The sequence below is a fragment of the Enterobacter sp. DSM 30060 genome (assembly GCF_013375955.1).
In the GTDB taxonomy this organism is placed as follows: Bacteria; Pseudomonadota; Gammaproteobacteria; order Enterobacterales; family Enterobacteriaceae; genus Enterobacter; species Enterobacter intestinihominis.
This window is the reverse complement of record NZ_CP056118.1, coordinates 3,192,076-3,218,194: the sequence shown is the minus strand read 5'-3', so window position 1 is coordinate 3,218,194 and position 26,119 is coordinate 3,192,076. Positions and strand designations below refer to the sequence as shown.

Annotated in this window: 23 protein-coding genes and 1 pseudogene; 17 read left to right on the top strand and 7 right to left on the bottom strand. The window is 56.4% G+C overall.

Translation table 11 applies throughout. The annotated features are described in order from the left end of the window. Positions 1 to 61 precede the first annotated feature (61 nt). Positions 62 to 2,272 carry a mechanosensitive channel protein gene (gene ybiO / locus HWQ15_RS15285; RefSeq protein WP_038415723.1) on the top strand — a complete coding sequence of 737 codons (2,211 nt, stop codon included), beginning with the start codon at positions 62 to 64 and terminating at the stop codon, positions 2,270 to 2,272. A 43-nt stretch (positions 2,273 to 2,315) separates the two neighbouring features. On the opposite strand, the gene rlmF is transcribed toward ybiO, so the two are convergent. Then, positions 2,316 to 3,227 (bottom strand): 23S rRNA (adenine(1618)-N(6))-methyltransferase RlmF, encoded by a 912-nt coding sequence (gene rlmF / locus HWQ15_RS15280; RefSeq protein WP_048966420.1) that lies wholly within the window; start codon positions 3,225 to 3,227, stop codon positions 2,316 to 2,318. A gap of 242 nt (positions 3,228 to 3,469) precedes the next feature. Here rlmF and mcbA point away from each other — a divergent pair, with 242 nt between their 5' ends. The 3 genes from mcbA (at position 3,470) to ybiJ (ending at position 4,664) form a co-directional block, all read left to right on the top strand. Then, a complete protein-coding gene (gene mcbA, locus HWQ15_RS15275; RefSeq protein WP_022647519.1) occupies positions 3,470 to 3,733 on the top strand; it encodes a DUF1471 family periplasmic protein McbA in 264 nt (87 codons plus the stop codon). Between the two features lie 118 nt (positions 3,734 to 3,851). Next, positions 3,852 to 4,118 carry a DksA/TraR family C4-type zinc finger protein gene (locus tag HWQ15_RS15270; protein WP_063149511.1) on the top strand — a complete coding sequence of 89 codons (267 nt, stop codon included), beginning with the start codon at positions 3,852 to 3,854 and terminating at the stop codon, positions 4,116 to 4,118. A 285-nt stretch (positions 4,119 to 4,403) separates the two neighbouring features. Next, positions 4,404 to 4,664 (top strand): DUF1471 family protein YbiJ, encoded by a 261-nt coding sequence (gene ybiJ / locus HWQ15_RS15265; RefSeq protein WP_003858474.1) that lies wholly within the window; start codon positions 4,404 to 4,406, stop codon positions 4,662 to 4,664. 116 nt (positions 4,665 to 4,780) lie between these two features. Here ybiJ and ybiB read toward each other — a convergent pair whose 3' ends face one another. Next, complete coding sequence (ybiB, locus tag HWQ15_RS15260) at positions 4,781 to 5,743, bottom strand: DNA-binding protein YbiB (protein WP_022647517.1); 963 nt, start codon at positions 5,741 to 5,743, stop codon at positions 4,781 to 4,783. Positions 5,744 to 5,999: 256 nt separating this feature from the next. Here ybiB and HWQ15_RS15255 point away from each other — a divergent pair, with 256 nt between their 5' ends. The 5 genes and pseudogenes from HWQ15_RS15255 (at position 6,000) to HWQ15_RS15235 (ending at position 11,366) form a co-directional block, all read left to right on the top strand. Next, on the top strand, positions 6,000 to 6,536 hold the full coding sequence (locus HWQ15_RS15255; RefSeq protein WP_022647516.1) for a fimbrial protein: 537 nt from the start codon (positions 6,000 to 6,002) through the stop codon (positions 6,534 to 6,536). 69 nt (positions 6,537 to 6,605) lie between these two features. Continuing rightward, positions 6,606 to 7,280, top strand: coding sequence for a molecular chaperone (locus HWQ15_RS15250; protein ID WP_022647515.1), 675 nt, complete (start codon positions 6,606 to 6,608; stop codon positions 7,278 to 7,280). Positions 7,281 to 7,302: 22 nt separating this feature from the next. Beyond that, on the top strand, positions 7,303 to 9,846 hold the full coding sequence (locus HWQ15_RS15245; protein WP_139153398.1) for a fimbria/pilus outer membrane usher protein: 2,544 nt from the start codon (positions 7,303 to 7,305) through the stop codon (positions 9,844 to 9,846). Positions 9,847 to 9,868: 22 nt separating this feature from the next. Next, positions 9,869 to 10,857 (top strand): annotated as a pseudogene (locus HWQ15_RS15240) (fimbrial protein). Between the two features lie 5 nt (positions 10,858 to 10,862). Further along, positions 10,863 to 11,366 carry a fimbrial protein gene (locus tag HWQ15_RS15235; RefSeq protein WP_023299643.1) on the top strand — a complete coding sequence of 168 codons (504 nt, stop codon included), beginning with the start codon at positions 10,863 to 10,865 and terminating at the stop codon, positions 11,364 to 11,366. On the opposite strand, the gene dinG is transcribed toward HWQ15_RS15235, so the two are convergent. Further along, entirely contained in the window at positions 11,353 to 13,530 is a 2,178-nt protein-coding gene (gene dinG / locus HWQ15_RS15230; protein ID WP_038415719.1) for an ATP-dependent DNA helicase DinG, read from the bottom strand. The genes HWQ15_RS15235 and dinG overlap by 14 nt on opposite strands. A gap of 97 nt (positions 13,531 to 13,627) precedes the next feature. Beyond that, positions 13,628 to 15,010 carry an ATP-dependent RNA helicase RhlE gene (rhlE, locus tag HWQ15_RS15225; protein ID WP_063149512.1) on the bottom strand — a complete coding sequence of 461 codons (1,383 nt, stop codon included), beginning with the start codon at positions 15,008 to 15,010 and terminating at the stop codon, positions 13,628 to 13,630. A gap of 204 nt (positions 15,011 to 15,214) precedes the next feature. Between rhlE and cecR the strand changes: the two genes are divergently transcribed. From cecR to HWQ15_RS15200, 5 genes are read left to right on the top strand one after another with little or no spacing between them, the layout of a single operon-like run. Further along, positions 15,215 to 15,892: a transcriptional regulator CecR gene (gene cecR, locus HWQ15_RS15220; protein WP_046618586.1), complete on the top strand. Its 678-nt coding sequence runs from the start codon at positions 15,215 to 15,217 to the stop codon at positions 15,890 to 15,892. Further along, positions 15,889 to 16,884: a secretion protein HlyD gene (gene hlyD / locus HWQ15_RS15215; protein ID WP_022647509.1), complete on the top strand. Its 996-nt coding sequence runs from the start codon at positions 15,889 to 15,891 to the stop codon at positions 16,882 to 16,884. The genes cecR and hlyD overlap by 4 nt, the downstream gene beginning before the upstream one ends. Further along, positions 16,877 to 18,616 (top strand): ATP-binding cassette domain-containing protein, encoded by a 1,740-nt coding sequence (locus HWQ15_RS15210; protein WP_022647508.1) that lies wholly within the window; start codon positions 16,877 to 16,879, stop codon positions 18,614 to 18,616. The genes hlyD and HWQ15_RS15210 overlap by 8 nt, the downstream gene beginning before the upstream one ends. Then, positions 18,606 to 19,739 carry an ABC transporter permease gene (locus HWQ15_RS15205; RefSeq protein ID WP_022647507.1) on the top strand — a complete coding sequence of 378 codons (1,134 nt, stop codon included), beginning with the start codon at positions 18,606 to 18,608 and terminating at the stop codon, positions 19,737 to 19,739. The genes HWQ15_RS15210 and HWQ15_RS15205 overlap by 11 nt, the downstream gene beginning before the upstream one ends. Positions 19,740 to 19,796: 57 nt before the next feature. Next, the gene (locus HWQ15_RS15200; RefSeq protein WP_038415714.1) at positions 19,797 to 20,903 is read left to right on the top strand and encodes an ABC transporter permease; all 1,107 of its coding nucleotides are present in this window, start codon (positions 19,797 to 19,799) and stop codon (positions 20,901 to 20,903) included. Here the strand turns inward: HWQ15_RS15200 and HWQ15_RS15195 are convergent. Further along, on the bottom strand, positions 20,865 to 21,275 hold the full coding sequence (locus tag HWQ15_RS15195; protein WP_003858499.1) for a YbhQ family protein: 411 nt from the start codon (positions 21,273 to 21,275) through the stop codon (positions 20,865 to 20,867). The genes HWQ15_RS15200 and HWQ15_RS15195 overlap by 39 nt on opposite strands. Before the next feature lie 133 nt (positions 21,276 to 21,408). On the opposite strand from HWQ15_RS15195, the gene HWQ15_RS15190 reads away from it, so the two are divergent. The 3 genes from HWQ15_RS15190 to HWQ15_RS15180 are packed head-to-tail and all read left to right on the top strand — an operon-like array spanning position 21,409 to position 24,367. Then, on the top strand, positions 21,409 to 22,170 hold the full coding sequence (locus HWQ15_RS15190; protein ID WP_022647505.1) for an endonuclease/exonuclease/phosphatase family protein: 762 nt from the start codon (positions 21,409 to 21,411) through the stop codon (positions 22,168 to 22,170). Next, entirely contained in the window at positions 22,167 to 23,405 is a 1,239-nt protein-coding gene (gene clsB / locus HWQ15_RS15185; RefSeq protein ID WP_022647504.1) for a cardiolipin synthase ClsB, read from the top strand. Before HWQ15_RS15190 ends, clsB begins: the two co-directional genes overlap by 4 nt. Next, positions 23,405 to 24,367: a YbhN family protein gene (locus HWQ15_RS15180; RefSeq protein WP_003858505.1), complete on the top strand. Its 963-nt coding sequence runs from the start codon at positions 23,405 to 23,407 to the stop codon at positions 24,365 to 24,367. Before clsB ends, HWQ15_RS15180 begins: the two co-directional genes overlap by 1 nt. Before the next feature lie 532 nt (positions 24,368 to 24,899). Here the strand turns inward: HWQ15_RS15180 and HWQ15_RS15175 are convergent. Continuing rightward, entirely contained in the window at positions 24,900 to 25,607 is a 708-nt protein-coding gene (locus HWQ15_RS15175; protein ID WP_015571081.1) for a Bax inhibitor-1/YccA family protein, read from the bottom strand. Positions 25,608 to 25,665: 58 nt separating this feature from the next. Next, entirely contained in the window at positions 25,666 to 26,118 is a 453-nt protein-coding gene (gene moaE, locus HWQ15_RS15170) for a molybdopterin synthase catalytic subunit MoaE (RefSeq protein ID WP_022647503.1), read from the bottom strand. Position 26,119 lies beyond the last annotated feature (1 nt).

The window sequence follows — 26,119 nt, the reverse complement described above, 5'->3', positions numbered from 1 at the left end:
CCCCTCCGCTCCGCGCGCTCTATACTTATCATTTTGCACGATATTTTTGTCGGAGGACGCCGTGCCGTGGATCCTGTTGCTACTGTTTACCCTGTTTAGCGCGCCATCACTTGCTGTAACCATTCCCGGCGTCACCACCGGAGCCACCGCCACCCAGCAAAATGCGCCGCCAGAACCCGACGCTGAAAAGAAAAAAGCCGCTTACAGCGCACTTGCCGACGTGCTTGAGAACGACACGTCCCGGCAGGAGCTTATCGATCAGCTGAGGAAAGTGGCCGCCACACCGCCTCAGGATCCGGTTCCGACTATCGCGCCGCCGGAAGTCGAAGACGAAAAGACGGTACTGGAAAACGTCACCGATATCAGTCGCCGCTACGGGGAAGCCCTGTCGTCGCGTTTTGCCCAGCTCTATCGCAACCTTGTTGGCACCTCGCATAAGCCTTTTAATCCCCACACCTTTTCTGCAGCCGCGACCCAGTTTTCTATTCTGGCCGCCGCGGTATTCATTTTTTACTGGCTGTTGCGCCTGTCTGTCTGGCCGCTTTACCGGAAGATGGGCCACTGGGGACGTAAAAAGAATCAGCATAAAAGCAGCTGGCTGCATCTTCCGGCAATGATTACCGGGGCCTTTATCATCGATTTGCTGCTGCTGGCGCTGACGCTGTTTGTCGGCCAGATGCTGGCCGACCGTCTTAATACCGGGAACAAAACCATCGCCTTTCAGCAGGGGCTGTTCCTGAACGCCTTTGCCCTGATCGAGTTCTTTAAGGCGCTCCTGCGGTTAATATTCTGTCCGCGCGTGCCGGAACTTCGCCCGTTCGCCATTTCGGATCGGAGCGCCAAATACTGGGCGGTTCGGCTCAGCGTGCTGAGCGGGTTGATCGGCTATGGCCTGCTGGTCGCCGTCCCGATTATTTCCAACCAGGTTAACGTGCAGTTCGGGGCCCTGGCGAACGTGCTGATCATGCTCTGTATTACCGTCTGGGCGCTGTACCTCATCTTCCACAATAAAAAAGCGATCACCGACAGTCTGCTTCACCTGGCCGATCGCTCCCTCTCCTTTTTCAGCCTCTTTATTCGCGCCTTTGCGCTGGTGTGGCACTGGCTGGCCAGCGCCTATTTTATTGTGCTGTGTTTCTTCTCGCTGTTCGATCCGGGCAACAGCCTGAAATTTATGATGGGGGCGACGTTCAAAAGCCTGGCGATTATCGGCATCGCGGCCTTTGTTTCTGGCCTACTCTCCCGCTGGCTGTCGAAGACGATCACCCTGTCGCCGCAGGTTCAGCGTAATTACCCCGAGCTGCAAAAACGGGTAAATGGCTGGACATCGGTGTCGCTGAAGGTGGCGCGTATTTTGACGGTCTGCGTGGCAATTATGCTGCTGCTGAATGCGTGGGGACTGTTTGATTTCTGGAACTGGCTGCATAACGGTGCGGGAGAAAAGACCGTCGATATTCTTATTCGTATCGCGCTGATCCTGTTCTTCTCCGCCGTCGGCTGGACGCTGCTGGCAAGCCTTATCGAAAACCGTCTGGTGTCGGATGTCCACGGCAGGCCCCTGCCAAGCGCCCGCGCCCGCACACTGCTGACGCTGTTCCGCAACGCGCTGGCGGTGATCATTAGCACCATTACCATCATGATTGTGTTGTCGGAAATCGGCGTAAATATCGCCCCACTGCTGGCGGGTGCCGGTGCCCTGGGACTGGCGATCTCCTTTGGTTCGCAGACGCTGGTGAAGGATATTATCACCGGCATTTTTATCCAGTTTGAGAACGGGATGAACACCGGGGATCTGGTGACCATTGGACCGCTCACCGGAACGGTGGAGAGGATGTCCATTCGCTCCGTCGGCGTACGTCAGGATACCGGGGCGTACCACATTATTCCGTGGTCATCGATCACCACCTTTGCCAACTTTGTGCGCGGCATTGGTTCGGTGGTGGCGAATTATGATGTCGATCGTCACGAAGATGCAGATAAGGCGAAACAGGCGCTGCGGGATGCGGTGAGCGAACTGATGGAGATGGAGGATATTCGCGGGCTGGTAATTGGTGAGCCGTCGTTTGCGGGCATCGTCGGGCTGACGAACACTGCCTTTACCCTGCGCGTGTCGTTCACCACCCAGCCGCTGAAACAGTGGACGGTGCGCTTTGCCCTGGACAGCATGGTGAAAAAACACTTCGATCTGGCGAACGTGAGAGCGCCGGTGCAGACGTATCAGGTATTGTCGCCGCCCGCTTCGCTGCTCCCTCCGCAGGAGCCGACGCTGTAACCGAGCCGGGTGGCGGCTTCGCCTTACCCGGCCCGAGAAACGATTATTTGCGACGTTTGTTATCGTCCATAAAGGACCAGGCAATAAAGCGGCTCTGCTTCTGGCCCTGCGCCATCTCTTTTTTAACCACTTTCACCGCCCCGACGTCGGTCAGCGCGCGGTAAAGCGGCGGCAGGTTATCGCCACGAGAGACCAGCGTGGTAAACCATTTCACCTGACGACCGAAGCCTTTACTCTCGGCAATCATGCGCAGAATAAAGGCTACTTCCCCGCCCTCGCACCACAGCTCCTGCTGCTGGCCGCCAAAGTTCAGCGCGCCATCTTCGGCCTGGCCCAGGTTACGCCGCTTGCGTTCACTTCCCGCACGCGCGGACGCGGCGGAGTCGTGGAATGGCGGGTTGCACAGGGTGGCATCATATTGTTCGTTCTTATGAATAATGCCGGTGAAAATTGCAGCGGCATCCTTCTGACGACGCAGACGTATGGCCCGGCTTAACCCCGGGTTAGCGTTGATAATGGCCTGCGCGCTGGCGAAGGCCTCATCACCGATCTCGCTGCCGGTAAATCGCCACTGGTACTCATGTGCGCCTATCAGGGGGTAGATCAGGTTCGCGCCCGTACCGATATCAAGGACGGTAGCCTGTTTCGGCACTACGCCATCGTGGTCATCCGCCAGCAGATCGGCAAGATGATGGACGTAATCCGCACGGCCCGGGACCGGCGGGCAGAGAAAGCCATCAGGGATGTCCCAGTGCGTCACACCATAAAAATGGGCCAGCAGCGCTTTGTTCAGCGTTTTAACCGCCAGCGGATCGGCAAAGTTTACCGACGGTTCACCGGCTGGTGTCTGAACGATAAAACCCTGCAATTCAGGGCAGCTCAGACACAGGGCTTTCATATCGTAGCGGCTACGGTGGCGGTTACGCGGGTGCAATCCCGGCTTGTGGGAAGTCATGGCATTCTCCTTTAAACAGCCGCGTAAGATACCCTGTGACGGCGCGGGGGTAAATATCTGTCTGAGTCGCACAAAAAAACGACAAAAATCAGCAACCTGTATGTCTATGATCTGTCAACAAATTGTCAGAATTTATCGTTCAAAAAATAAGCAGATCATCATCAAATTTTTGCGCTAAATCACACGCATCAGGCTTCTAAACTTAACAGGAATCACCTGTTGTTTCCCCTGAGGATGTGATTATGAAAAAGTATCTGACCTTTATTATTGCGGGTGCGCTGGCAGGCGCATCATTCTCTGCCTTGTCCGTTCAACCTCTGACCGACAGTACCGACACCAGCCAGCTACGCGCGGCCGGGACGGTCTCTGTCAGCCGGGCAAGCAACCTTGATGACCTTCAGGACAAGCTGGCCGAAAAAGCCCGTCAGGAAGGCGCTAAAGGCTTCGTGGTGAACGCCGCCGGTGGCGATAACCATATGTACGGTACCGCGACTATCTATAAATAACTTACCGCCTTCCAAACTGCATCTGCCCGGCAGATGCAGTTCTCTCTGCCTGCGCCTTGACTGTGCGTTTTTTCACCCCATATTAAAATGCATGACTTGACCCTTTCAGGAGAACATCATGGCTTCCGGCTGGGCGAATGACGACGCCGTTAACGAACAGATCAACAGTACCATTGAAGATGCGGTTGCGCGTGCTCGCGGTGAAATTCCGCGCGGCGAAAGTTTGACGGAATGCGAAGAGTGCGGGGATCCCATTCCTGAGGCACGACGTAAAGCCATTCCCGGAGTACGGCTTTGCATCACCTGTCAGCAGGAGAAAGATTTAAAAAATGCTTCACATTCAGGATATAATCGTAGAGGATCGAAAGACAGCCAGTTACGTTGACTTTCCTTTACCGTAGTTAACCGCACCAACAGTTTACTTTACGCTCACGACTTTCAGCGAAGCGCGTAGCAAAACGTGCCCTTCTGATTGTGTCTGTAAAGCGTATCCGCAAGAAGTGTCAATTGCGCTTCTGATTTTATTAATAATCAATAAGTTATTTGTCATTCAATTTTTTTGACCAACCACGTCAATTCTCTTCGATTTTATCTTCCGCTAAAAAGCGTGATACTTATCACATCGACGGAACATCGTCCCCTTAACAGAATAACCTGCGAGAATTGACCTATGAAAACCATCAAATATGCTGTTGCCGCTGTTGCCCTGTCCGCTCTGTCTTTCGGCGCTTTCGCTGTAGAGCCAGTCTCCTCTACTCAGGCACAGGATCTGAACAAAATCGGTGTGGTGAGTGCTGAAGGCGCGACCACGCTGGACGGTCTGGAAGCAAAACTGGCTGAAAAAGCTGCCGCCGCGGGCGCAAGTGGATACACCATCACTTCCACTAACGGTAATAACAAACTGAGCGGTACTGCGGTTATCTACAAGTAATCGAACAAATTATGCTCCACCCTCGCCATACCCTCTGGTGAGATGCTCCAACCCTCATTGACCCTGTTGTTGTTACCCTTGTTTGCCCGTCCGCCACTGGACGGGCTTTTTTTTGCTTAAAATGACTGCGCCACGCGCTGCAACCCGGCTTCCACGGACTCGACTTCCCCTGCAGCCAGCAGGCAGCAGGCCATTTGCAGCTTGATTGACTGCGGAACCGGCACCTTCCCGGCCAGACACTGCACAATCCAGCGCGCGGTGACCTGCGGATCTTTCGACTCAGGCAGGATCGCATCTCTGTTCTCTTCCCCACGTTCGACAACGACCCGCGTCCCGGCGGGCTCAATCAGCATCAGCTGTGGACAACGCTGCGGGTTGGCGTAAACCTCGCCTTCTGTACCGTGCATCAGCAGCGCGCGTCCACCGATTTCGGCAAAGAATTGCCCGACTCGCGTCACGTATTCCGGATGGGAGACGCTGGAAAGACGCAGCGCGGCGTCTTCGGCAAACGGCGTCGCCAGCTTCGCCAGGGTGTGAGCGCTGTTACGTACGCCCATGCGCCAGCGCATGTCCAGCTGCTTTTCCAGCGGTGGGCAGAGCGCGCTAACGGGGATATAGACCGGCTGATTCCCCTCCAGCTTTGCCTGTGCCTGACCGGCATGGAGGGTCGGTTCAATACCTAACAACGCCAGGATGGTTTCTGTCAGCACGCGCGTCGGATCTTCGCTCACGCCATGCACTACTACCGGGAAACCGAGTTTCTGCAACAGAATAGCCAGCAGCGGCGTGAGGTTTGCCTGCTTACGCGCGCCGTTGTAGGTCGGGATCACAATTGGCATCGGCTTCGTGACGGGCGGGGTTAAGCGCATGGTCTGCGACTGCATGGCCTCATAAAAGCCGCGCATCTCCGCCTCACCTTCCCCTTTAATACGCAGCGCAATCAAAATGCCGCCCATTTCCAGTTCCGGCACGTCGCCATTCAGCATATGCGTGTACAACGCGCGGGCTGTTTCCTGGTCCAGATCGCGAGCGTGGTTTTTCCCACGCCCTACCTCTTTGATAATTTTGCGGTAATCCACGACATTTCTCCTGACTGCATTATCTTGTTAACAATATAGCCCGATGAACACAGACCCGATAGTGTTTTGTGATCATTATCAACCTGCTGTTTTCATATAAAAAAATTAAACTCAAGCACTATTTACATTATTTGTGATTGGGACAAAAGATCCGCAGCGACCCTTTTTTTGATTAAATAAACATCGAAAAATCATTAAGGGTCAACGGTAAAAACGTCCAGGCAACGCTTTTACCAGAATCACATCAGGATTAACTATGAACAAGGTTGCATTAGGTTTTTTTATCGCCGCAACGGTGGGATGTTCTGCATCCGCATTTGCGGCAACTAACGGTGAAGGTCAGATTAATTTCACCGGTGAAATTATCGATTCTGCTTGCCAGGTCGTGAATGGATTAAGTAATCCATTAAACGTTCAGTTGGGTAAGGTGTCTAAAACGGTATTTACCGGCGCAGGCTCTACCAGCACATCAACGAAGTTTGATATTAAGTTAACCAATTGTCCGGAAACAGTGACCTCGGCTGCGATTAACTTCGGTGGTACCCCGGATGCGGATAATAATGCCGCGCTGGCATTAACGCCAGATACCGATGCGGCAACCGGTGTAGCCATTCAGTTGATGGATGCTTCCGGGCAGCCTGTCACTCTGTATACGCCTTCGCAGCAATATCCTTTAGCCTCCGGCACGGCAGTTAACGACCTGGAATTCGGTGCGCGTTATATTCAAACTCAGGCCGCCATTACCGCAGGCCCTGCCAACTCTGTATCGACTTTCACCGTTATTTATAACTGATCTTATCAATCCTGAGATATTAATGCTTTTGCGGGCATTAATATCTCTTCTATTTATTGAGAAATCTTTATGCGCCACGGTTATTTACTGAGCACTCTTTTACTGATAGCAGCCTCTGCACATGCGGGCGTCGTGATTAATGGTACCCGGCTGGTCTATCAAGGAGATAAAAAGGAATCATCTCTTGGCCTGTCAAACCCAGATACGACGGATTATCTGGTACAGTCCTGGGTCGATTCTGGCGGTAAAAACCCGGCCAAAGCCCCATTCCTGATCACCCCGCCGCTTTTCCGTCTGGATGCAAAAGAAGATAACGTTCTGCGCGTGGTACGCACGGGCGGAAATTTACCGGAAGACAGGGAATCTCTGTACTGGTTGAATATCAAAGCGATCCCTTCCTCAAAACACGTTGAGGGAGTAAATACGCTGCAAATTGCCATTAATACCCGCATTAAATTGCTGTATCGCCCGTCCGCGGTAAAAGGCCGACCAGAAGATGTGGCGGATAAGCTTGAATGGCATCGCGAAGGTAACGACCTGGTGGTGAATAACCCTACGCCTTTCTATATGAATTTCCAGACCGTCACGCTTAACGGTCAGAAAGTCACAAAAGCGACCTGGGCTGTTCCGAAATCAGAAACACATTTTGCCATACCGGGTAATGTCGGGGGCTCAAACGTGACGTATTCCATTATTAATGATTACGGCAGCATCAGCCATTCCTGGTCGAAATCCGTTCATTAATTGTTCCGGTAATAAAATAATCATGTACAGCCACAAAAAGCCGTTCACCTGCCGAATGTCTTCATTGCTGGTCATTCTCTGTGGCCTGGCAATAGCCATCTTTGCGCAGCAGGTTATGGCTGATGATTATTTTAACCCCGCCCTGCTGGATATTGATAATCCCCAGCAGGGTAAAACCGAACTGTCCGTCTATGAAAAAGGTCCCGGCCAGGCACCGGGGAAATATGAGGTCGCGGTGTTTATCAATAATAATAAAATTGATACCCGCAACGTGACCTTTACGCTTGAGAAAGATTCGCAGGGCAACGACACGTTACAACCTTGCTTTAGCATGGGTGAGTTAAAAAGCCTCGGTATCAAGACCCAAAAGTTTCCTCAGCTCATGGCCAAAGGCCAGTGTGCCGATCTAGGTGTCATCCCTGCTTCATCTGCAATCTTTCACGTTCGCAACCAGCAGCTGCTGCTGAGCATTCCGCAAAAGGCGCTCGGACAGGTGCCACGCGGTTACATCGACCCGAAAGAGTTTGACGAAGGGATCAACGCGGGCTTGATTAATTACAGCGTCAACGCCAGCCAGAGCCATGCGCGCCAGCAGGGTGAAGAGGATAGCAGTAGCCAGTACGTGAACCTGCGTCCGGGTTTAAACGTTGGCGCATGGCGCCTTCGCAACTATTCCACCTGGAATCGCAGCACCACAGGCAATGAGGAGGAACAGAAATTCACCTCCGTTTATACCTATGCGCAACGCGATATTGTGGCGATGAAAAGCGATATCACCGTTGGCCAGAGCTCATCACCTGCTGATGTTTTTGACAGTGTCCCTTACACCGGCGTGGAGCTGAAATCCGATAACGACATGCTTCCCGACAGCGAAAAAGGCTATGCGCCTATTATTCGTGGCACCGCCCACAGCAACGCGCTGGTGATGGTGCGCCAGAACGGGTACGTGATTTATCAGAACACGGTCGCGCCGGGGGCCTTCGAAATTAACGATCTCTACCCCACCGGCAGCAGCGGCGACCTCCAGGTCACGGTGAAAGAAACTGACGGCAGCGAAAGTCATTTCGTGGTGCCGTTTGCCTCCGTTCCGGTATTGCAGCGTGAAAAAAACCTGCGCTACAGCGTAACTGCCGGGCGTTATCGTTCTTATGACAAAGATGTTGAAAAGACCCCGTTTGCTCAGGGGAGCGCCATCTATGGTTTACCCCACGGCTTCACGGCCTCCGGCGGCGTACAGCAGAGCAGTCATTATCAGTCGCAGGCGATAGGCGCCGGGAAAAACATGGGTGATTTAGGGGCGTTCTCCATTGACGTGACTCGCGCCAGAGCCCTGCTGAAAAAACAGCAGTCCAGCACAGGCAAATCGTGGCGCGTACGCTACAGCAAAGATTTCGCCGGTTCAGGCACCAACTTTTCGCTTGCGGGCTATCGCTACAACAGCAAGGGGTTTTACACCCTGGACGACACCATGGAGTCGTATACCCGCGCCGATAACTGGTCTGCGCCACAGCAGCGCCGCGCCCGTACCGAAGCCACCATCGACCAGACGCTACCAGAAGGCTGGGGATCGGTCACGCTGAGCATGGTGAAGGAAACCTACTGGAGCCAGAATCAGGACATGACCTCCATGAGCGTCAGCTACAACAACAGCTGGCACGGCGTTAGCTACAGCCTTAGCTACAGCATGAATAAAAACACTCACGACAGCGATCTGGACGGTAATGCGGTGACGAACGACAACCAGTTCTCGCTGAGCGTTTCGGTTCCGCTGGATCGCTGGATGCATAACACCTGGGCCACGTACAACCTGAACAACACGAAAGATGGCACCACGCAGAACATCGGCCTGAACGGTACGGCCCTGAAAGAAGACAACCTGAACTGGAATCTCCAGGAGGGGCTGAGCAGCACCGGCAGCGGTAACTCCACCAGCGTTAACGCCGACTACAAAGCGACATACGGTGAAGTGAGCGGTGGCGTCAGTCAGGATAAATATCAGCAAACACTGAACGTCGGCTTGCAGGGAGGCGTGATTGCCCATGCAAACGGCATCACGCTGAGCCAGCCGCTCGGTGAGACCATTGCGCTCGTGAAAGCCCCGGGTACGCACGGCACGCATATCACTAACCAGACCGGCGTTGAAACCGACTTCCGCGGCTACACCGTCGTACCGTTCGTCACCGCGTATCGCCACAACACTATTGCGCTGGATACGGAAACGCTGCCGGAGGACGCCGACGTCACCCATGCGGCACAAATTGTGACGCCAACCCGCGGAGCCATTGTGCGCGCCAGCTTCACGACGCGCGTGGGCAATCGCGTCCTGATGACGCTCACGCAAAACGGTAAACCGCTGCCGTTCGGCGCAACGGTTACCACCGAGGACAAGGACAGCGAATTTATCGTCGGGAATGACGGCCAGACCTATCTCTCGGGTCTGCCACAGCAAGGGCATCTCCGCGTTTCCTGGGGACAGGAGGCAAACGAGCATTGCGTCGCTGACTATGTGCTCACGGATGAGAAAGCGAAAACCAGCATCATTAACGCTGCCGCGCAGTGTCACTGATCTCCCCTAAAGGCAAAACATTATGCAAATGATTAAACAGTGCTTTTTCTTACTGATTCTGGGAACCGCTGCGTTATTCATGCCGCATGCGAAGGCGACCTGCACCACGCCGGATCTCCCCAAAATGATCAACGTGGCATCCATTTCTGTCCCGACGACGCTGGCAGTTGGCGCAACTATCCCGGGTACAGAGCAGAGCGTTCATGTTGCCGGGCATTGCGATCAGAGTACCGACAGCGGCCTGGAGATTGTCTCCTGCTACTACGGCACCGGAGCGGAAATGCCAGGGCTCAGGGGGTATACGAATCCGGTGTGCCGGGGATTGGCGTAGCATTGATGAATGATCACGGGCAGCGAATTAGCGGCGCTGGCGGCGTGCAGTGCGATTCACGTGGAACGCCTGTTGGCTACGTCTCTACCGATGGAACACAGACTTTTAGCTTTGAAATAACGCTTGAGCTGGTTAAAACGAGTGACACCGTGACATCCGGTACGCTGGTGCAGTCTCAAACCGAATTTGGCATTGGCGTTTTCGGCCATGAAGGGATCGGCAACCCTAACCACATCGCCTATGCAGGTAATGTTATTCTTCATCAGGTCACCTGCTCCGTTTTACCGAAAAATCTCACCGTTAATTTGGGCGATTTTCCCGTCAGTGATTTCATCAGCGTAGGTTTTTTATCCAGCCCTGCTCAAAAATTTAATATCACCGTCAACTGTGACACAACCGTACAGCCTGAGCTAAAAATCACCAGCGCGAATGGATATGACACAGCATTTGAGGGGGTGATCAAACTCACGCAGCAGACCGGCATGGCTACAGGCGTCGGAGTAAGAATGCTATTTGATGACCATCTCGCCACCTTCGGTACCTATGTAAGTACCCAAAATCAGGCCGTAGCCAACGAAACGCTGGTGATCCCGTTTGAGGTTCGCTACGAGCAGGTCAGCAATGTAGTCACCCCCGGGCCAGCCAATACTGTGGCAACCATCACCCTCGCTTATAAGTGAACGTCATGAAAAAAACCGCATTGATTCTCGCGCTGGGGCTGATCGCCCAGGCCCACGCCGATGATATACAGATCCAGATGACGGGTAACATTTACGCCAACACGTGCGTCATTGACAGTGCCAGCCGCAACCTGACGGTGGACTTAGGCCAGGCGGCATCGGGTAGTTTTAAAGACGTGGGCGATACCGGCGAGTGGAAGGACTTTTCCCTTTCGGTGTCGCACTGCCCGGCCACGCTGGCGCTTGCCACCGCCTTTTTCTACGGTCAGGCCGACAGCACCCATCCCACCAAATTTGCCAATCTCGGTAGCGCAAAGGGGCTGGCACTGGAGCTGGCAGATCGTCAGGACAAGATACTGATTGCCCCGCAGGCCGCCTTTAACGCTGCCATAAACCCGTCAGACCACACGGCCACGTTCCCGCTGGCCGCACGCTATTACGCCACCTCGATGCCCATCTCTGCCGGCACGTTCAGCAGCGTGATCCAGGTGACCTTCACTTACCAGTAGGACCGCGCCCCTTAGCACGGAAGCTTTTTCGACGCCCGGCAGCCAGTTTTGTCGGGCGTTTTTTTACTTCCGGCACGTCCGGCTGCTCAATCGGGAAGATCGGCAGCGCATTCAGCAGCCGCTGGCCGTAGTTTTTGGTGAGCAGTCGTTTGTCATAAATCACCACCTCGCCCCAGCAGCCGTGGCTACGGATCAAGCGCCCGACCTGCTGAATCAGGTTAAACGACGCTGCAGGCAGGCTTTGCACTTCAAACGGATAACGGTTAAGGCTTTTCAGCCATTCGCCTTCGGTGATCACCACCGGGCTGTCGATGGGCGGGAAGGCGATTTTATGGATATGCACCTGCGTCAGGTAGTCGCCTTTCAAATCAAGCCCTTCCGCAAAGGACTGTAACCCCACCAGCACGCTGCGCTCGCCGTTATCAATGCGTTTACGGTGGGTTTCCACCAGCCGATAGCGCGGCTGATCGCCCTGCACCAGCAGGAGTAAGCGCAGATCGGTGACGTGCTCCAGGAAGCGTTGCATCGCCCGACCGCTGGCAAACAGCACCAGCATACCGGGGTATTTTTTACTCTCAACCTGCTCGCGGAAGTAGGCCGCCATTTCCGCAATATGCTGCTCTTCGTTATCGATAAGCGGCTCATAATTCATGCGCGGAATGACCAGCTTTCCCTGCTCACAGTGGTTGAACGGCGAGTCCAGGGCCACAAAGCGGTCGCCCGCTTTCTCTTTCAGGCCGCTCATCTCCTGCAACCTTGAGAAGCTGTTCAGGGAACGCAGAGTCGCTGACGTCACTACCACGTGCGGAACGCTGCGCCAGATCAGCTTTTCCAGCTGATCGGCCACGCGGATGCCCACGCAGTGGAAGAAGAGATGTCCCTGCCCGTCTCGTACTTCGCGGGTGGCCCACTTAGTCACCGGCGCGCCGGACGCCTGCGCCATCGAAGCCAGCCGCCAGAGTTTGCTCTGCGCTTCAAACATCCCCAGCGCACGATTCATTTGCAGCAGAATGCGGTGCAAACGCACCACGTCGTGAGTACCGGTTTTCTCGCTGAGATCGTTTAAGAACATCTCCGCCAGCCCGCGCAGCTTTTCCAGGTGCTTCGCCAGCTGCTGGCAAATCTCCATCACTTCCTGCGGCAACTCACCCATCGCAAAGCGGTGTTCCGCCTCCTGGGTGGCGGGGAGATACAGGTTAAGAATATTATTCAGCGAGGCGATGAGGCTGTACACCTCTTCACAGTGCTCGCTCAACCGCTCCGGAACCGCCAGCGGCGGCGTGGTTTTCGGACGGAACTGCTCCATGCAGGTTGCCACCAGTTTGCAGAACAGATCCAGTTGCAGGCGAAACCACGGGGCGGTAATTTCCGCGCTCATCTCCAGCGCATCTCGCGCCACGTCGGGCAGATGATGACCTTCATCGAGCACCAGCAGCAGGTTTTTGGGCTCCGGCAGGACCGCTTCACTCTCCAGTGCAGCCATGACCAGCGCGTGGTTGGCGACAACCACCTCCGCTTCCTGAATCTCACGCCGGGCGACAAAGAACGGGCACTCGCGATAGTAGTGACAGTTACGGTTCAGGCAGCTTGCTTTATCGGTGCTGAGCCTGCGCCACAGGTCGTCGCCGATCGCCTGGTTGGTGTGATCCCGCAGGCCGTCCCACTTGTAGCCGTCGAGATCGGCCTTCAGCTTTGCGCACTGCTCCTGCTCCGCCTTGTTGTTTGGCGTCAGCTCGTCATCAAGAAACGCGAGCAGATCCTGTTGGGAGGGTTCACTGCTGGCCAGTGCCGCCAGATTGCGCGGACAGACGTAGCGCCCGCGACCAAAGGCGGCGGTAAACCGTAAATCGGGGATAATTTTGCGCAGCAGCGGCAAATCTTTGCTGAAGATCTGATCCTGCAAGGCCACGTTAGCGGTACTGACCACCAGCGTTTTATCTTCTTCCCGCGCGATGGCAATGCCGGGAATAAGATACGACAGGGTTTTCCCGACGCCGGTCGGGGCTTCAATCGCCAGATGTCGCCCGTCGTCCCCGGCGAGCGTTTTTGCCACGTCGGCAATCATCTGCCGCTGCGGGGCTCGGGGGATAAAATCGGGGATCTGCTGTTGTAGCGCCTTATACCATGCGCCAATTTGCGCCTTGAGCGCAGCGGTTAAAGCCATCGGAAAACCTGAAATACTGTATAAACAGCCACTATTGTGGCACTTTCTCTCCGCTGCCGCAAAAAGAAAAGCCCGGCTTTACGACCGGGCTTCCAGATTACTGCGGGTTAGCAGGCTTACGCGGGCGGCGTCGGCGCTGTCCCTCGCCTGCCGGTTTCCCTTCGCCGCTACGCCATGGGTTTTCACCGGCCGGTTTGCTGTCGTTATTACGACGCGGCGGTTTGCCCGAAGATTTCGGCGCGCCGCCTTCGGCACGACGCGGCTGCTGACCGCGACCACCGCCGCCCTGACCGCGCCCGCCACCCTGACGACCGTTCTGAATTGGCTCGGCTTTGATTGACGGGTCAACTTCATAGCCCGGGGTTTCAATGCGCGGGATCTCTTTCTTCAGCAGGCGTTCGATGTCGCGCAGCAGCTTGTGCTCATCCACGCAAACCAGAGAGAGCGCTTCCCCGGTTGCCGCCGCGCGTCCGGTACGGCCGATACGGTGAACGTAATCTTCCGGCACGTTTGGCAGCTCGTAGTTCACCACGTGCGGCAGCTCTTCGATATCCAGACCGCGTGCGGCGATGTCGGTTGCCACCAGCACGCGTATGTCGCCGGACTTGAAGTCTGCCAGCGCGCGGGTACGCGCGCCCTGGCTCTTGTTGCCGTGAATGGCCGCGCTGCGGATGCCATCTTTATTCAGCTGTTCCGCCAGGTGATTGGCGCCGTGCTTGGTGCGGGTAAACACCAGCACCTGCTGCCAGTTGCCCTGGCCGATCATCTGGGAGAGCAGTTCCCGCTTGCGCTTCTTATCTACAAAGTGCACGTGCTGCGTCACCTGCTCGGAGGCGGTGTTGCGGCGCGCGACTTCCACTTCCAGCGGGTTATGCAGCAGCGTTTCCGCCAGCGCCTTGATCTCGTCGGAGAAGGTCGCGGAGAAGAGCAGGTTCTGACGACGCGTCGGCAGCTTCGCCAGCACGCGGCGAATGTCGTGGATGAAGCCCATGTCCAGCATACGGTCGGCTTCGTCCAGCACCAGAATTTCGATGTTATCGAGCTTCACCGCGTTCTGGTGTTCGAGATCCAGCAGACGCCCCGGCGTTGCCACCAGCACGTCCACGCCGCCGCGCAGCTTCATCATCTGCGGGTTAATGCTTACCCCGCCGAAAACTACCAGCGAACGAATGTTGAGATAGCGGCTGTATTCACGCACGTTCTCACCAATCTGGGCCGCCAGCTCGCGGGTTGGGGTGAGGATCAGCGCACGCACCGGACGACGGCCTTTGGCGTGTGGCTGGTTTTTTACCAGCAGCTCCAGCAGCGGCAGGGTAAAGCCCGCGGTCTTACCAGTACCGGTCTGCGCGCTTGCCATCAGGTCACGGCCCTGCAAAACGGCCGGGATAGCCTGCTGCTGAATAGGGGTTGGCTCAACGTAGCCCTGCTCTGCGATGGCGCGCAGAATTTCCGGGTTCAGACCAAGGGAATCAAAAGACATAAAAACTCCGAACCGCCCCGACCATCACAGGTGTAGTTTTCAGGGAGATATAACGAATAGAAGGACAAAAACCACAATGTCGCGAAGGAGCGGAGTGTAGCAGCTTTTGTGACGTGGCGCATAAAATATCCCCGGCGATGACTCGACGTTTGCGCAAATCAGGCATAATCTTAATCAATCGATTGATTAATTTTTAATGCTGCTATGAATACAACCCCAACGACAACCAAAGGCGAACAGGCGAAAAGTCAGCTTATCGCCGCTGCGCTGGCGCAGTTTGGCGAGTATGGTCTGCATGCCACCACGCGGGATATCGCCGCGCAGGCCGGGCAGAATATTGCGGCCATTACCTACTATTTTGGCTCAAAAGAGGATTTATACCTCGCCTGCGCCCAGTGGATCGCGGATTTTATCGGCACCAGCTTTCGCCCACACGTGGAAGAAGCCACCGCGCTGTTCAGCCAGCCAGAGCCGGACCGGGTTGCCATCCGCCAGCTGATCCTTAACGCCTGTCACAACATGATTCGCCTGCTGACGCACGACGATACGCTGAACCTGAGCAAATTTATCTCCCGCGAGCAGCTCTCCCCCACTGCCGCGTACCAGCTGGTGCACGATCAGGTGATCGCCCCGATGCATAGCCATCTGACCCGACTGATTGCCGCCTATACCGGACGGAACGCCAGCGATACGGACACCATTTTGCATACCCACGCCCTGCTGGGCGAAGTGCTCGCCTTCCGTCTGGGGCGTGAGACCATCCTGTTACGTACGGGCTGGACACAATTCGATGAGGATAAAGCCGCGCAAATTAGCCAGGTCATTACCTGTCACGTTGATCTGATCCTGCAAGGCTTAACGCAAAGGAGCCAGAAGTCATGAAAAAACCTGTCGCCATCATTCTGGTGGTTGTTGTCTTGCTTGCTGCGGGAACAGGCGGCTGGCTGTGGTATCAGAGCCAGCAGGATCGTGGCCTGACGCTGTACGGCAACGTGGATATCCGCACCGTGAACATGAGCTTCCGCGTCGGCGGACGGCTGGCCTCGCTGAGCGTTGACGAAGGCGATGCCATCAAAACCGGGCAGACGCTGGGGATGCTGGACAAAGCCCCGTTTGAAAACGCGTTGATGCAGGCAAAAGCGGGCGTCGCCGTCGCACAGGCGCAGTACGACCTGATGCTGGCGGGCTATCGTGATGAAGAGATCGCCCAGGCGGCCGCTGCCGTTAAGCAGGCAAAAGCCGCCTATGACTATGCGCAGAATTTCTATAACCGTCAGCAAGGCTTATGGAAAAGCCGCACCATTTCCGCCAACGACCTGGAAAATGCGCGCTCATCCCGCGACCAGGCGCAGGCGACGCTGAAATCTGCCCAGGATAAGTTAAGCCAGTACCGCACCGGTAACCGCGCGCAGGACATTGCCCAGGCGAAGGCCAGCCTTGAGCAGGCGCAGGCGCAGTTAGCCCAGGCGGAGCTGGATCTGCACGACACCACGTTAATCGCCCCGTCTGACGGTACGCTGATGACCCGCGCCGTGGAGCCGGGCAGCATGCTCAGCGCGGGCAGCACCGTGTTAACGCTCTCCTTAACCCGTCCGGTGTGGGTGCGCGCTTACATTGATGAGCCGAATCTTGGCCAGATGCAGCCGGGCCGCGAACTGCTGCTCTACACCGATGGTCGCCCGGACAAGCCGTATCACGGCAAAGTGGGCTTCGTCTCCCCAACGGCCGAGTTCACGCCAAAAACCGTTGAAACCCCGGATCTGCGTACCGACCTGGTGTATCGCCTGCGCATCATCGTCACCGATGCGGACGACGCGCTGCGTCAGGGCATGCCTGTTACCGTGACCTTAAACGACGGGGAACAACATGAATGATGCGGTTATCCAGCTCAATAATCTGGTCAAACGCTTCCCGGGAATGGCTAAACCGGCGGTAGCGCCGCTGAACTGTACGATTCAGAAAGGCTATGTGACCGGGCTGGTGGGGCCGGACGGCGCGGGTAAAACCACGCTGATGCGGATGCTGGCGGGATTGCTGAAGCCGGATGAAGGCAGCGCCAGCGTGCTTGGCCTCGATCCCATCAAAGACGACGCGGCGCTCCACGGCATACTCGGCTATATGCCGCAGAAGTTTGGTCTGTATGAAGATCTGACGGTAATGGAAAACCTCAACCTGTATGCCGATCTGCGCAGCGTTACCGGCGAAACCCGGCAGAAAACCTTCGAGCGTCTGCTGGCGTTTACCTCCCTCGGCCCGTTCACCGATCGGCTGGCGGGCAAACTTTCCGGCGGGATGAAGCAGAAGCTGGGGCTGGCCTGCACGCTGGTGGGCGAACCGAAGGTGCTGTTGCTGGATGAACCCGGCGTCGGCGTGGACCCGATTTCCCGCCGCGAGCTGTGGCAGATGGTGCACGAGCTGGCGGGTGACGGCATGCTGATCCTCTGGAGTACCTCTTACCTTGATGAAGCAGAGCAGTGCCGTGACGTGCTGCTGATGAACGAAGGCGAACTGCTCTATCAGGGCGAGCCCACCGAGCTGACGCAAACCATGGCCGGGCGCAGTTTTCTGCTACACAGCGCGCAGGAATCCAACCGCAAGCTGCTGCAACGGGTGCTGAAGCTGCCCCAGGTGAGCGACGGGATGATTCAGGGCCGTTCGGTGCGCGTGATCCTCAAAAAAGAGGCCACCGCCGACGATATCCGGCGTGCGCAGGGGATGCCTGAAATCGACATGACAGAGACCGCGCCGCGCTTTGAAGATGCGTTTATCGATCTGCTGGGCGGGGCGGGAACCTCAGAATCACCGCTTGGCGCCATTCTGCACACGGTGGAAGGCACGCCGGGCGAAACGGTCATTGAAGCGAAATCGCTCACCAAAAAATTTGGCGATTTCGCCGCCACCGATAACGTCAATTTTGCCGTGAAGCGCGGCGAGATATTTGGCCTGCTCGGGCCGAACGGTGCAGGGAAATCCACCACCTTTAAAATGATGTGCGGCCTGCTGGTACCGACCTCCGGCAAAGCGCTGGTGCTGAACATGGATCTCAAAGTCAGCTCCGGCAAGGCGCGCCAGCATCTGGGCTATATGGCGCAGAAGTTTTCGCTCTACGGCAACCTGACGGTGGAGCAAAATCTGCGATTTTTCTCCGGCGTCTACGGCCTGCGGGGACGGGCGCAGAACGAGAAAATCGGCCGCATGTGCGACGCCTTTGGCCTGACCGATATCGCCTCACACGCTACCGACGCGCTGCCGCTTGGCTTCAAACAGCGGCTGGCGCTGGCCTGTTCGTTGATGCACGAGCCCGACATCCTCTTTCTTGATGAACCTACGTCAGGCGTGGATCCCCTCACCCGCCGTGAATTCTGGTTGCATATCAATAGCATGGTGGAAAAAGGCGTGACCGTGATGGTCACCACCCACTTTATGGACGAGGCAGAGTACTGCGACCGCATCGGGCTGGTCTATCGCGGCAAGCTGATTGCCCACGGCACGCCGGACGACCTGAAAGCGCAGGCCGCCGACGACGCACAGCCGGACCCGACCATGGAGCAGGCGTTTATCACCCTCATCCACGACTGGGATAAGGAGAATCCTCATGCGCAGTAACGCCCTCTCCTGGCGCCGGGTGCGCGCCCTGTGCGTCAAAGAGACGCGGCAGATTGTGCGTGACCCCAGCAGCTGGCTGATTGCGGTGGTGATCCCCCTGCTGCTGCTGTTTATTTTTGGCTACGGGATTAACCTCGATTCCAGCAAGCTGCGGGTTGGGATCCTGCTGGAGCAGCAGAGCGAAGAGGCGCTGGACTTCACCCACGCCATGACCGGCTCGCCCTACATCGATGCCACCATCAGCGACAACCGGCAGGAACTGATCCAGAAAATGCAGGCCGGTAAAATTCGCGGTCTGATCGTCATCCCGGTCGATTTCGCCGCCAACATGGCACGCCCGGGCGCCGATGCGCCAATTCAGGTGATCACCGACGGCAGCGAACCGAACACCGCCAACTTCGTGCAGGGCTATGCGGAGGGGATCTGGCAGCTCTGGCAGATGCAGCGCGCCGAAGACCGGGGGGAGAAGTTTGAACCGCTGATTGACGTGCAGACGCGCTACTGGTTTAACCCCGCCGCCATCAGCCAGCATTTTATTATCCCGGGTGCGGTCACTATCATCATGACGGTAATTGGCGCGATCCTCACCTCGCTGGTGATCGCCCGCGAATGGGAGCGCGGCACCATGGAGGCGCTGCTCTCCACCGAAGTGACGCGCGTCGAGCTTTTGCTCTGCAAGCTGATCCCCTACTACTTCCTCGGCATGCTGGCGATGCTGCTCTGTATGCTGGTCTCGGTATTTATTCTTGGCGTGCCGTACCGCGGTTCGCTGGTGGTGCTGTTCTTTATTACCAGCCTGTTTTTACTCAGCACGCTGGGAATGGGGCTGCTGATCTCCACCATCACCCGCAACCAGTTTAACGCCGCGCAGGTGGCGCTTAATGCCGCCTTCCTGCCGTCGATCATGCTCTCCGGCTTTATCTTCCAGATTGACAGTATGCCAGCGGTGATCCGTGCCGTGACCTACATCATTCCGGCACGCTACTTTGTGAGCACCCTGCAAAGCCTGTTTCTGGCGGGGAACATCCCGGTAGTGCTGATTATCAACACCCTGTTTTTGCTGGCGTCGGCGGTGATGTTTATCGGGCTGACGTGGATGAAAACGAAAAGAAGATTAGATTAGCCATCGGATTTTGTAGGTCGGGTAAGCGCAAGCGCCACCCGACAGGAGGACGACGCGATGTTTCACCGTTTATGGACATTGATCCGCAAAGAGCTGCAATCCTTGCTGCGCGAGCCGCAGACCCGCGCCATTCTGGTGCTGCCGGTGCTGCTTCAGGTTGTACTGTTTCCGTTTGCCGCCACGCTGGAGGTCACCAACGCTACCATCGCCATTTACAACGAAGACAATGGCAAGCATTCCGTCGAGCTGACGCAGCGTTTCGCCCGCGCCAAAGCCTTTACCCATGTCCTGCTGCTGCAAAGCCCGCAGGCGATCCAGCCCACCATCGACACGCAGAAAGCATTATTGCTGGTGCGCTTCCCGGCGGATTTCTCCCGCAATCTGGACACCTTCCAGACCGCGCCGATGCAGCTGATCCTCGACGGGCGTAACTCCAACAGCGCCCAGATAGCGGCGAACTATTTGCAGCAGGTAGTGAAGGACTACCAGCAGGAGCTGATGGCGGACAAACCCAAACCCAACAACAGCGAGCTGGTGGTGCGCAACTGGTACAACCCGAATCTGGACTACAAGTGGTTTGTGGTGCCGTCGTTAATCGCCATGATCACCACTATTGGCGTGATGATTGTCACCTCGCTGTCCGTGGCACGCGAACGTGAGCAAGGTACGCTGGATCAGCTGCTTGTCTCGCCGCTCGCTACATGGCAGATATTTGTCGGCAAGGCGGTGCCGGCACTGATTGTCGCGACGTTCCAGGCCACCATCGTGCTGGGGGTGGGAATATGGGCGTACCAGATCCCGTTTGCCGGATCGCTGGCGCTGTTTTACTTCACGATGGTGATTTACGGCCTGTCGCTGGTGGGGTTTGGGCTGCTGATTTCCGCGCTCTGCTCAACGCAGCAGCAGGCGTTTATCGGGGTGTTTGTCTTTATGATGCCGGCGATTTTGCTTTCAGGGTACGTGTCGCCAGTGGAGAACATGCCAGTGTGGTTACAGGATCTGACATGGATAAACCCGATTCGTCACTTCACGGATATCACCAAGCAAATCTATCTGAAGGATGCGAGTCTGGATATTGTGTGGGGAAGTTTGTGGCCGCTACTGGTCATCGCGGCCACAACGGGCTCAGTGGCCTATGCGATGTTTAGACGAAACATCGCGTAGCTTTTTCTCTTTGGTGAGCAACGACACCACCGCAGGCCCTGCGAGGATAGCCAGACCCGCCAGGGCCAGCAGCAGGTTGTTTTGCAGCACGCGTGACAACAGCCACAGGACGATCATTGCCGCACCAAAATACCAGGTGGTGGTGAGCTCTTCGAGCACATCACCCACTTCACGCCAGCGCGCGTCGTGGTGACGCTGTAAAAACAGCATCGACAGCACGGTCACGCCGTAAACCACACATAACCCTAAGCCGACACGCACCAGCGTGCCGCTCATCCAGCCCATCACCAGTACGGCCACGACCAGTAAATGCAACATTATCTGCCAGCAACTTAAACCGGTTGCGACACGAACGCGTTGTTGCCACTTCATGGCTTCTCTCCTGAAGGATTTTTCTCTGCTAATTCAGACTACCGCACTTTACGGAAAATTCCGTAACGCCGCATCTTTTTGTGACGCCTACTACACTTTATTTTCATCGGGATAGTCACCCAGGAAGGTGTTTATGAGCAAAAGAACGCAGCATTTCTCGCTTAAGGTGCTGACGATAAATATTCATAAGGGCTTCACAGCATTTAACCGCCGCTTCATTTTACCGGAGCTGCGCGACGCGGTACGCACCGTCAGCGCCGATATTGTCTGCCTTCAGGAGGTCATGGGCGCGCACGAAGTGCACCCGATGCATTTCGAAAACTGGCCCGACACGCCCCATTACGAGTTTCTGGCGGATACCATGTGGAGCGATTACGCCTACGGGCGCAATGCGGTCTACCCGGAGGGGCATCACGGTAACGCAGTGCTGTCGCGTTTTCCTATCGAGCATTATGAGAACCGGGACGTCTCCGTTGGCGAGAGCGAAAAACGCGGGTTGTTATACTGCCGCATCACGCCACCGGCGCTCGATTTTCCCATTCATGTGGGCTGCGTTCATCTTGGCCTGCGTGAGGCCCACCGTCAGGCTCAGCTACAGATGCTGGCAGACTGGACCAATGCGCTGCCGGAGGGCGAGCCCGTGGTGGTGGCCGGTGATTTTAACGACTGGCGACAGCGGGCCAATCATCCGCTGAAGGTGAATGCGGGGCTGGAGGAGATTTTTACCCGCTCACGCGGTCGTCCCGCGCGGACGTTTCCGGTGCGCTTCCCCCTGCTGCGCCTTGACCGCATCTACGTAAAAAATGCCCACGCCAGCAGCCCGACGGCGCTGGCTTTACTCAACTGGCGACATCTCTCCGACCATGCCCCACTCAGCGCGGAGATCCACTTATGAAATGCACATGGCAGGAAGGTAACCGTATTACGCTGCTGGAAAATGGCGATAACTTTTATCCGGCAGTCTTTGAGGCGATTAGCCACGCACAGCAGAAAGTCTTTCTGGAAACGTTTATCTGGTTTGAAGACGACGTGGGCAGGCAGTTGCACAGCGCACTGCTGCAAGCCGCTCGTCGCGGTATAAAAATCGAGGTCCTGCTCGACGGATATGGTTCGCCGGATCTCAGCGACGAATTTGTTAACGAGCTCACCGCCGCAGGGGTGGTATTCCGCTATTACGATCCCGGCCCGCGTCTGTTCGGGATGCGCACCAACCTGTTCCGCCGTATGCACCGCAAAATTGTGGTGGTGGATGAAACGGTGGCCTTCGTTGGCGGCATTAACTACTCCGCCGAGCATATGTCGGATTATGGTCCCGAAGCGAAACAGGACTACGCGATCCGCATTGAGGGACCGGTGGTTCAGGACATCCAGCTGTTCGTGCTGGAAAACTTACCCGGCAAAGAGGCCGCACGCCGCTGGTGGCGACGCCGCCATCGCCCGGAAGAGAACCGCAAGCCCGGCGAGGCGCAGGCGCTGTTCGTCTGGCGGGATAACGAGGAGCACCGGGACGATATCGAACGTCACTACCTGAAGATGCTGGCGAACGCGAAGCGCGAGGTGATTATCGCCAACGCCTATTTCTTCCCCGGTTACCGGATTTTGCACGCCATGCGCAACGCGGCCCGACGCGGCGTGAGCGTGAAGCTCATCGTCCAGGGTGAGCCCGATATGCCGATTGTGAAGGTGGGCGCGCGTCTGCTCTATCGCTATCTGGTCAAAAGCGGCGTGCAAATCTATGAATATCGCCGCCGCCCGCTGCACGGCAAAGTGGCCGTGATGGATGACCACTGGGCGACCGTTGGCTCAAGCAACCTCGATCCGCTGAGCTTATCGCTCAATCTGGAAGCGAACCTGATCATCCACGATCGCCAGTTTAATCAGACCCTGCGCGATAACCTTCAGGGTCTGATCAATAAAGACTGCGTGCGTGTGGATGAGTCCATGGTGCCGAAACGCAGCTGGTGGAACGTTGGCATCGGCGTGGTGGTGTTCCACTTCCTGCGCCACTTCCCGGCCATGGTGGGCTGGCTGCCCGCGCATACACCGAAACTGGCGCTGGTGGATCCGCCAGTGCAACCCGAAATGGAAACCCAGGACCGCGTAGAGGCGGAAGATGGAGGGAAAACCTGATGTCGAAATCTCATCCTCGCTGGCGGCTGGCGAAAAAAATCCTGACCTGGCTGTTCTTCATTGCCGTCGCGGTCCTGCTGGTGGTGTATGCCCAAAAGGTGGACTGGGAAGAGGTGTGGAAGGTTATTCGCAACTACAACCGGACAGTCCTGCTGGGGGCGGTTGGCCTGGTGATTGTGAGCTACCTGATGTACGGCTGCTATGACCTGTTGGGACGCGCCTACTGCGGGCATAAGCTTGCCAAACGGCAGGTTATGCTGGTGTCATTCATCTGCTACGCCTTTAACCTGACGCTGAGCACCTGGGTGGGCGGGATTGGAATGCGCTATCGCCTGTACTCCCGCCTTGGCTTACCGGGCGGCACCATCACGCGTATTTTCTCGCTGAGTATCACCACCAACTGGCTGGGGTATATCCTGCTCGGCGGGGTGATCTTCACCATTGGCGTGGTGCAGCTGCCTGCGCACTGGTACATCGATGAGGCCACCCTGCGCATTCTGGGCATCGTACTGCTGCTGATCATCGCCGCCTACCTTTGGGCCTGCGCCTTTGCCAAACGTCGTCATATGACCATTAAAGGGCAGAAGCTGGTGCTGCCGTCATGGAAGTTTGCCGTCCTGCAAATGGTGGTTTCCAGCGCCAACTGGATGGCGATGGGGGCCATTATCTGGCTGCTGATTGGCGAAGATGTGAATTACTTCTTCGTGCTGGGCGTGCTGCTGGTAAGCAGTATTGCCGGGGTAATTGTGCATATTCCGGCGGGGATCGGCGTACTGGAAGCGGTGTTTATCGCGCTGCTTGCAGGGGAGCATGTGTCTCACGGGACGATTATCGCTGCCCTGCTCGCGTACCGCATGATCTACTACTTCCTGCCGCTGGCGCTGGCAACGGTCTGTTATCTGGTGCTGGAGAGTCGGGCGAAGAAGCTGCGCGCCAAAAACGAGAAGGCGATGGCAAAATAAAAGCAAAACGGCAACTTCGTTGCCGTTTTTAGGGTTTGTTCCCTCTCCCTGTGGGCTGAGGGATCCCCAGTAATTTTTTTATGCAGAAGCAATAAAGTTGCTTTCTAAATGACTGAGGGCTGTCAGCGATGCCCTGGTCCGGCTGTAAATCGCTGAGGCGTTTGCCTTCCGGCCGGGGCGAGGCGCAGGGATGCGCCGAGAGGGCGGCTTTACAGGGACGTTGCCTCCGCCCGTACCCGATAAGCCGGAAGGAATAAGCCGAGGGCACCGCGAAGCGGCGATTTACCGCCGGGAGCCCGGGTCGCCAGGGTGGTGGCGACTGAGCCACCCTGGCACGTTCACCGGTCATGTCGTTACAGAGTAGCAAGGTACATAAAGTGAACGGAATGACCACCACCGCCGTATGTTCCCCTCACCCTAACCCTCTCCCCGGAGGGGCGAGGGGATTGCTCAGTGCTCGCATTAATTTGTGGGGAACCCTCAGCCCTGTGGGAGAGGGTCAGGGTGAGGGCATCAGACAGCGCCACCCTCACTAGCGACGGTTGCCGAAGATACGCAGCAGCATCAGGAACAGGTTGATGAAGTCCAGATACAGCGTCAGCGCGCCCAGAATCGAGTATTTGCGCAGGTTTGAACTGTCGCGAACATCAATTTGTTCACCGATGTTTTTCAGCTTCTGGGTGTCGTAGGCGGTTAAGCCCACGAAGATCACCACCCCGATATAGGTCACCGCCCACATCAGCGCGTCACTCTTCAACCACAGGTTCACCAGCGACGCCAGCACAATCCCTATCAGCCCCATAAACAGCATGTTGCCGAAGCCGCTCAGGTCACGTTTGGTGGTGTAACCGTACAGGCTCATCACACCGAACATCCCGCCGGTCACCACAAAGGTGCTGGCGATGGAGGAGTAGGTGTAAACGATGAAAATACTGGAGAGCGTCAGCCCGGTCAGCGCCGAATAGAGCATAAACAGCGTGGTCGCCATGCCCGCGCTGAGCTTGTGCACCAGCCCGGAGAGCACGAATACCAGCGCCAGTTGCGCAATAATCAGCCCAAAGAAGGTGATTTTGCTGGAGAAGATAAACATCATCAGTTCAGGCGTGTTTGCCGCATACCACGCGATAAACGCGGTAAGCAGCAGGCCAACCGTCATCCAGCCATATACCTGAGCCATGTAGGTTTGCAGCCCGCTACGGGTCTGCTGAACTATCGAATCGGAACGCGGAAATCGGTCCATGATTCACTCCTGATTAAGTAAACACACACGTTAAGACTAACACATCCACGTAAACCTGTTACCAGCGGCTGGCAGCCTGTTTGTCGCTGTCCCGCGATTCCACCCAGCGCTCACCTTCCGGCGTCGCTTCACGCTTCCAGAACGGCGCTTTAGTTTTGAGGTAATCCATGATGAACTCCCCCGCCGCAAAAGCACTCCCGCGATGGGCGCTGGTGACGCCGACAAATACAATTTCTTCGCCGGGCCACATTTCGCCGATGCGATGGATAACCGTAACGCGCCCCAGCGGCCAGCGGCCTCGCGCCTCTTCGACAATGGCCGCCAGCGATTTTTCGGTCATTCCCGGATAGTGCTCCAGCGTCAGCGCTTTTACGCTGTCGCCGAGATTATGATTACGCACTTTCCCGGTAAAGGTCACGACCGCGCCGTCTTCGTCGCGCCCGGCCAGCCAGTCATATTCCGTGCCCACGTTAAAACGCTCATGGCCAACCAGAATTCGGGTTTCCGTCATC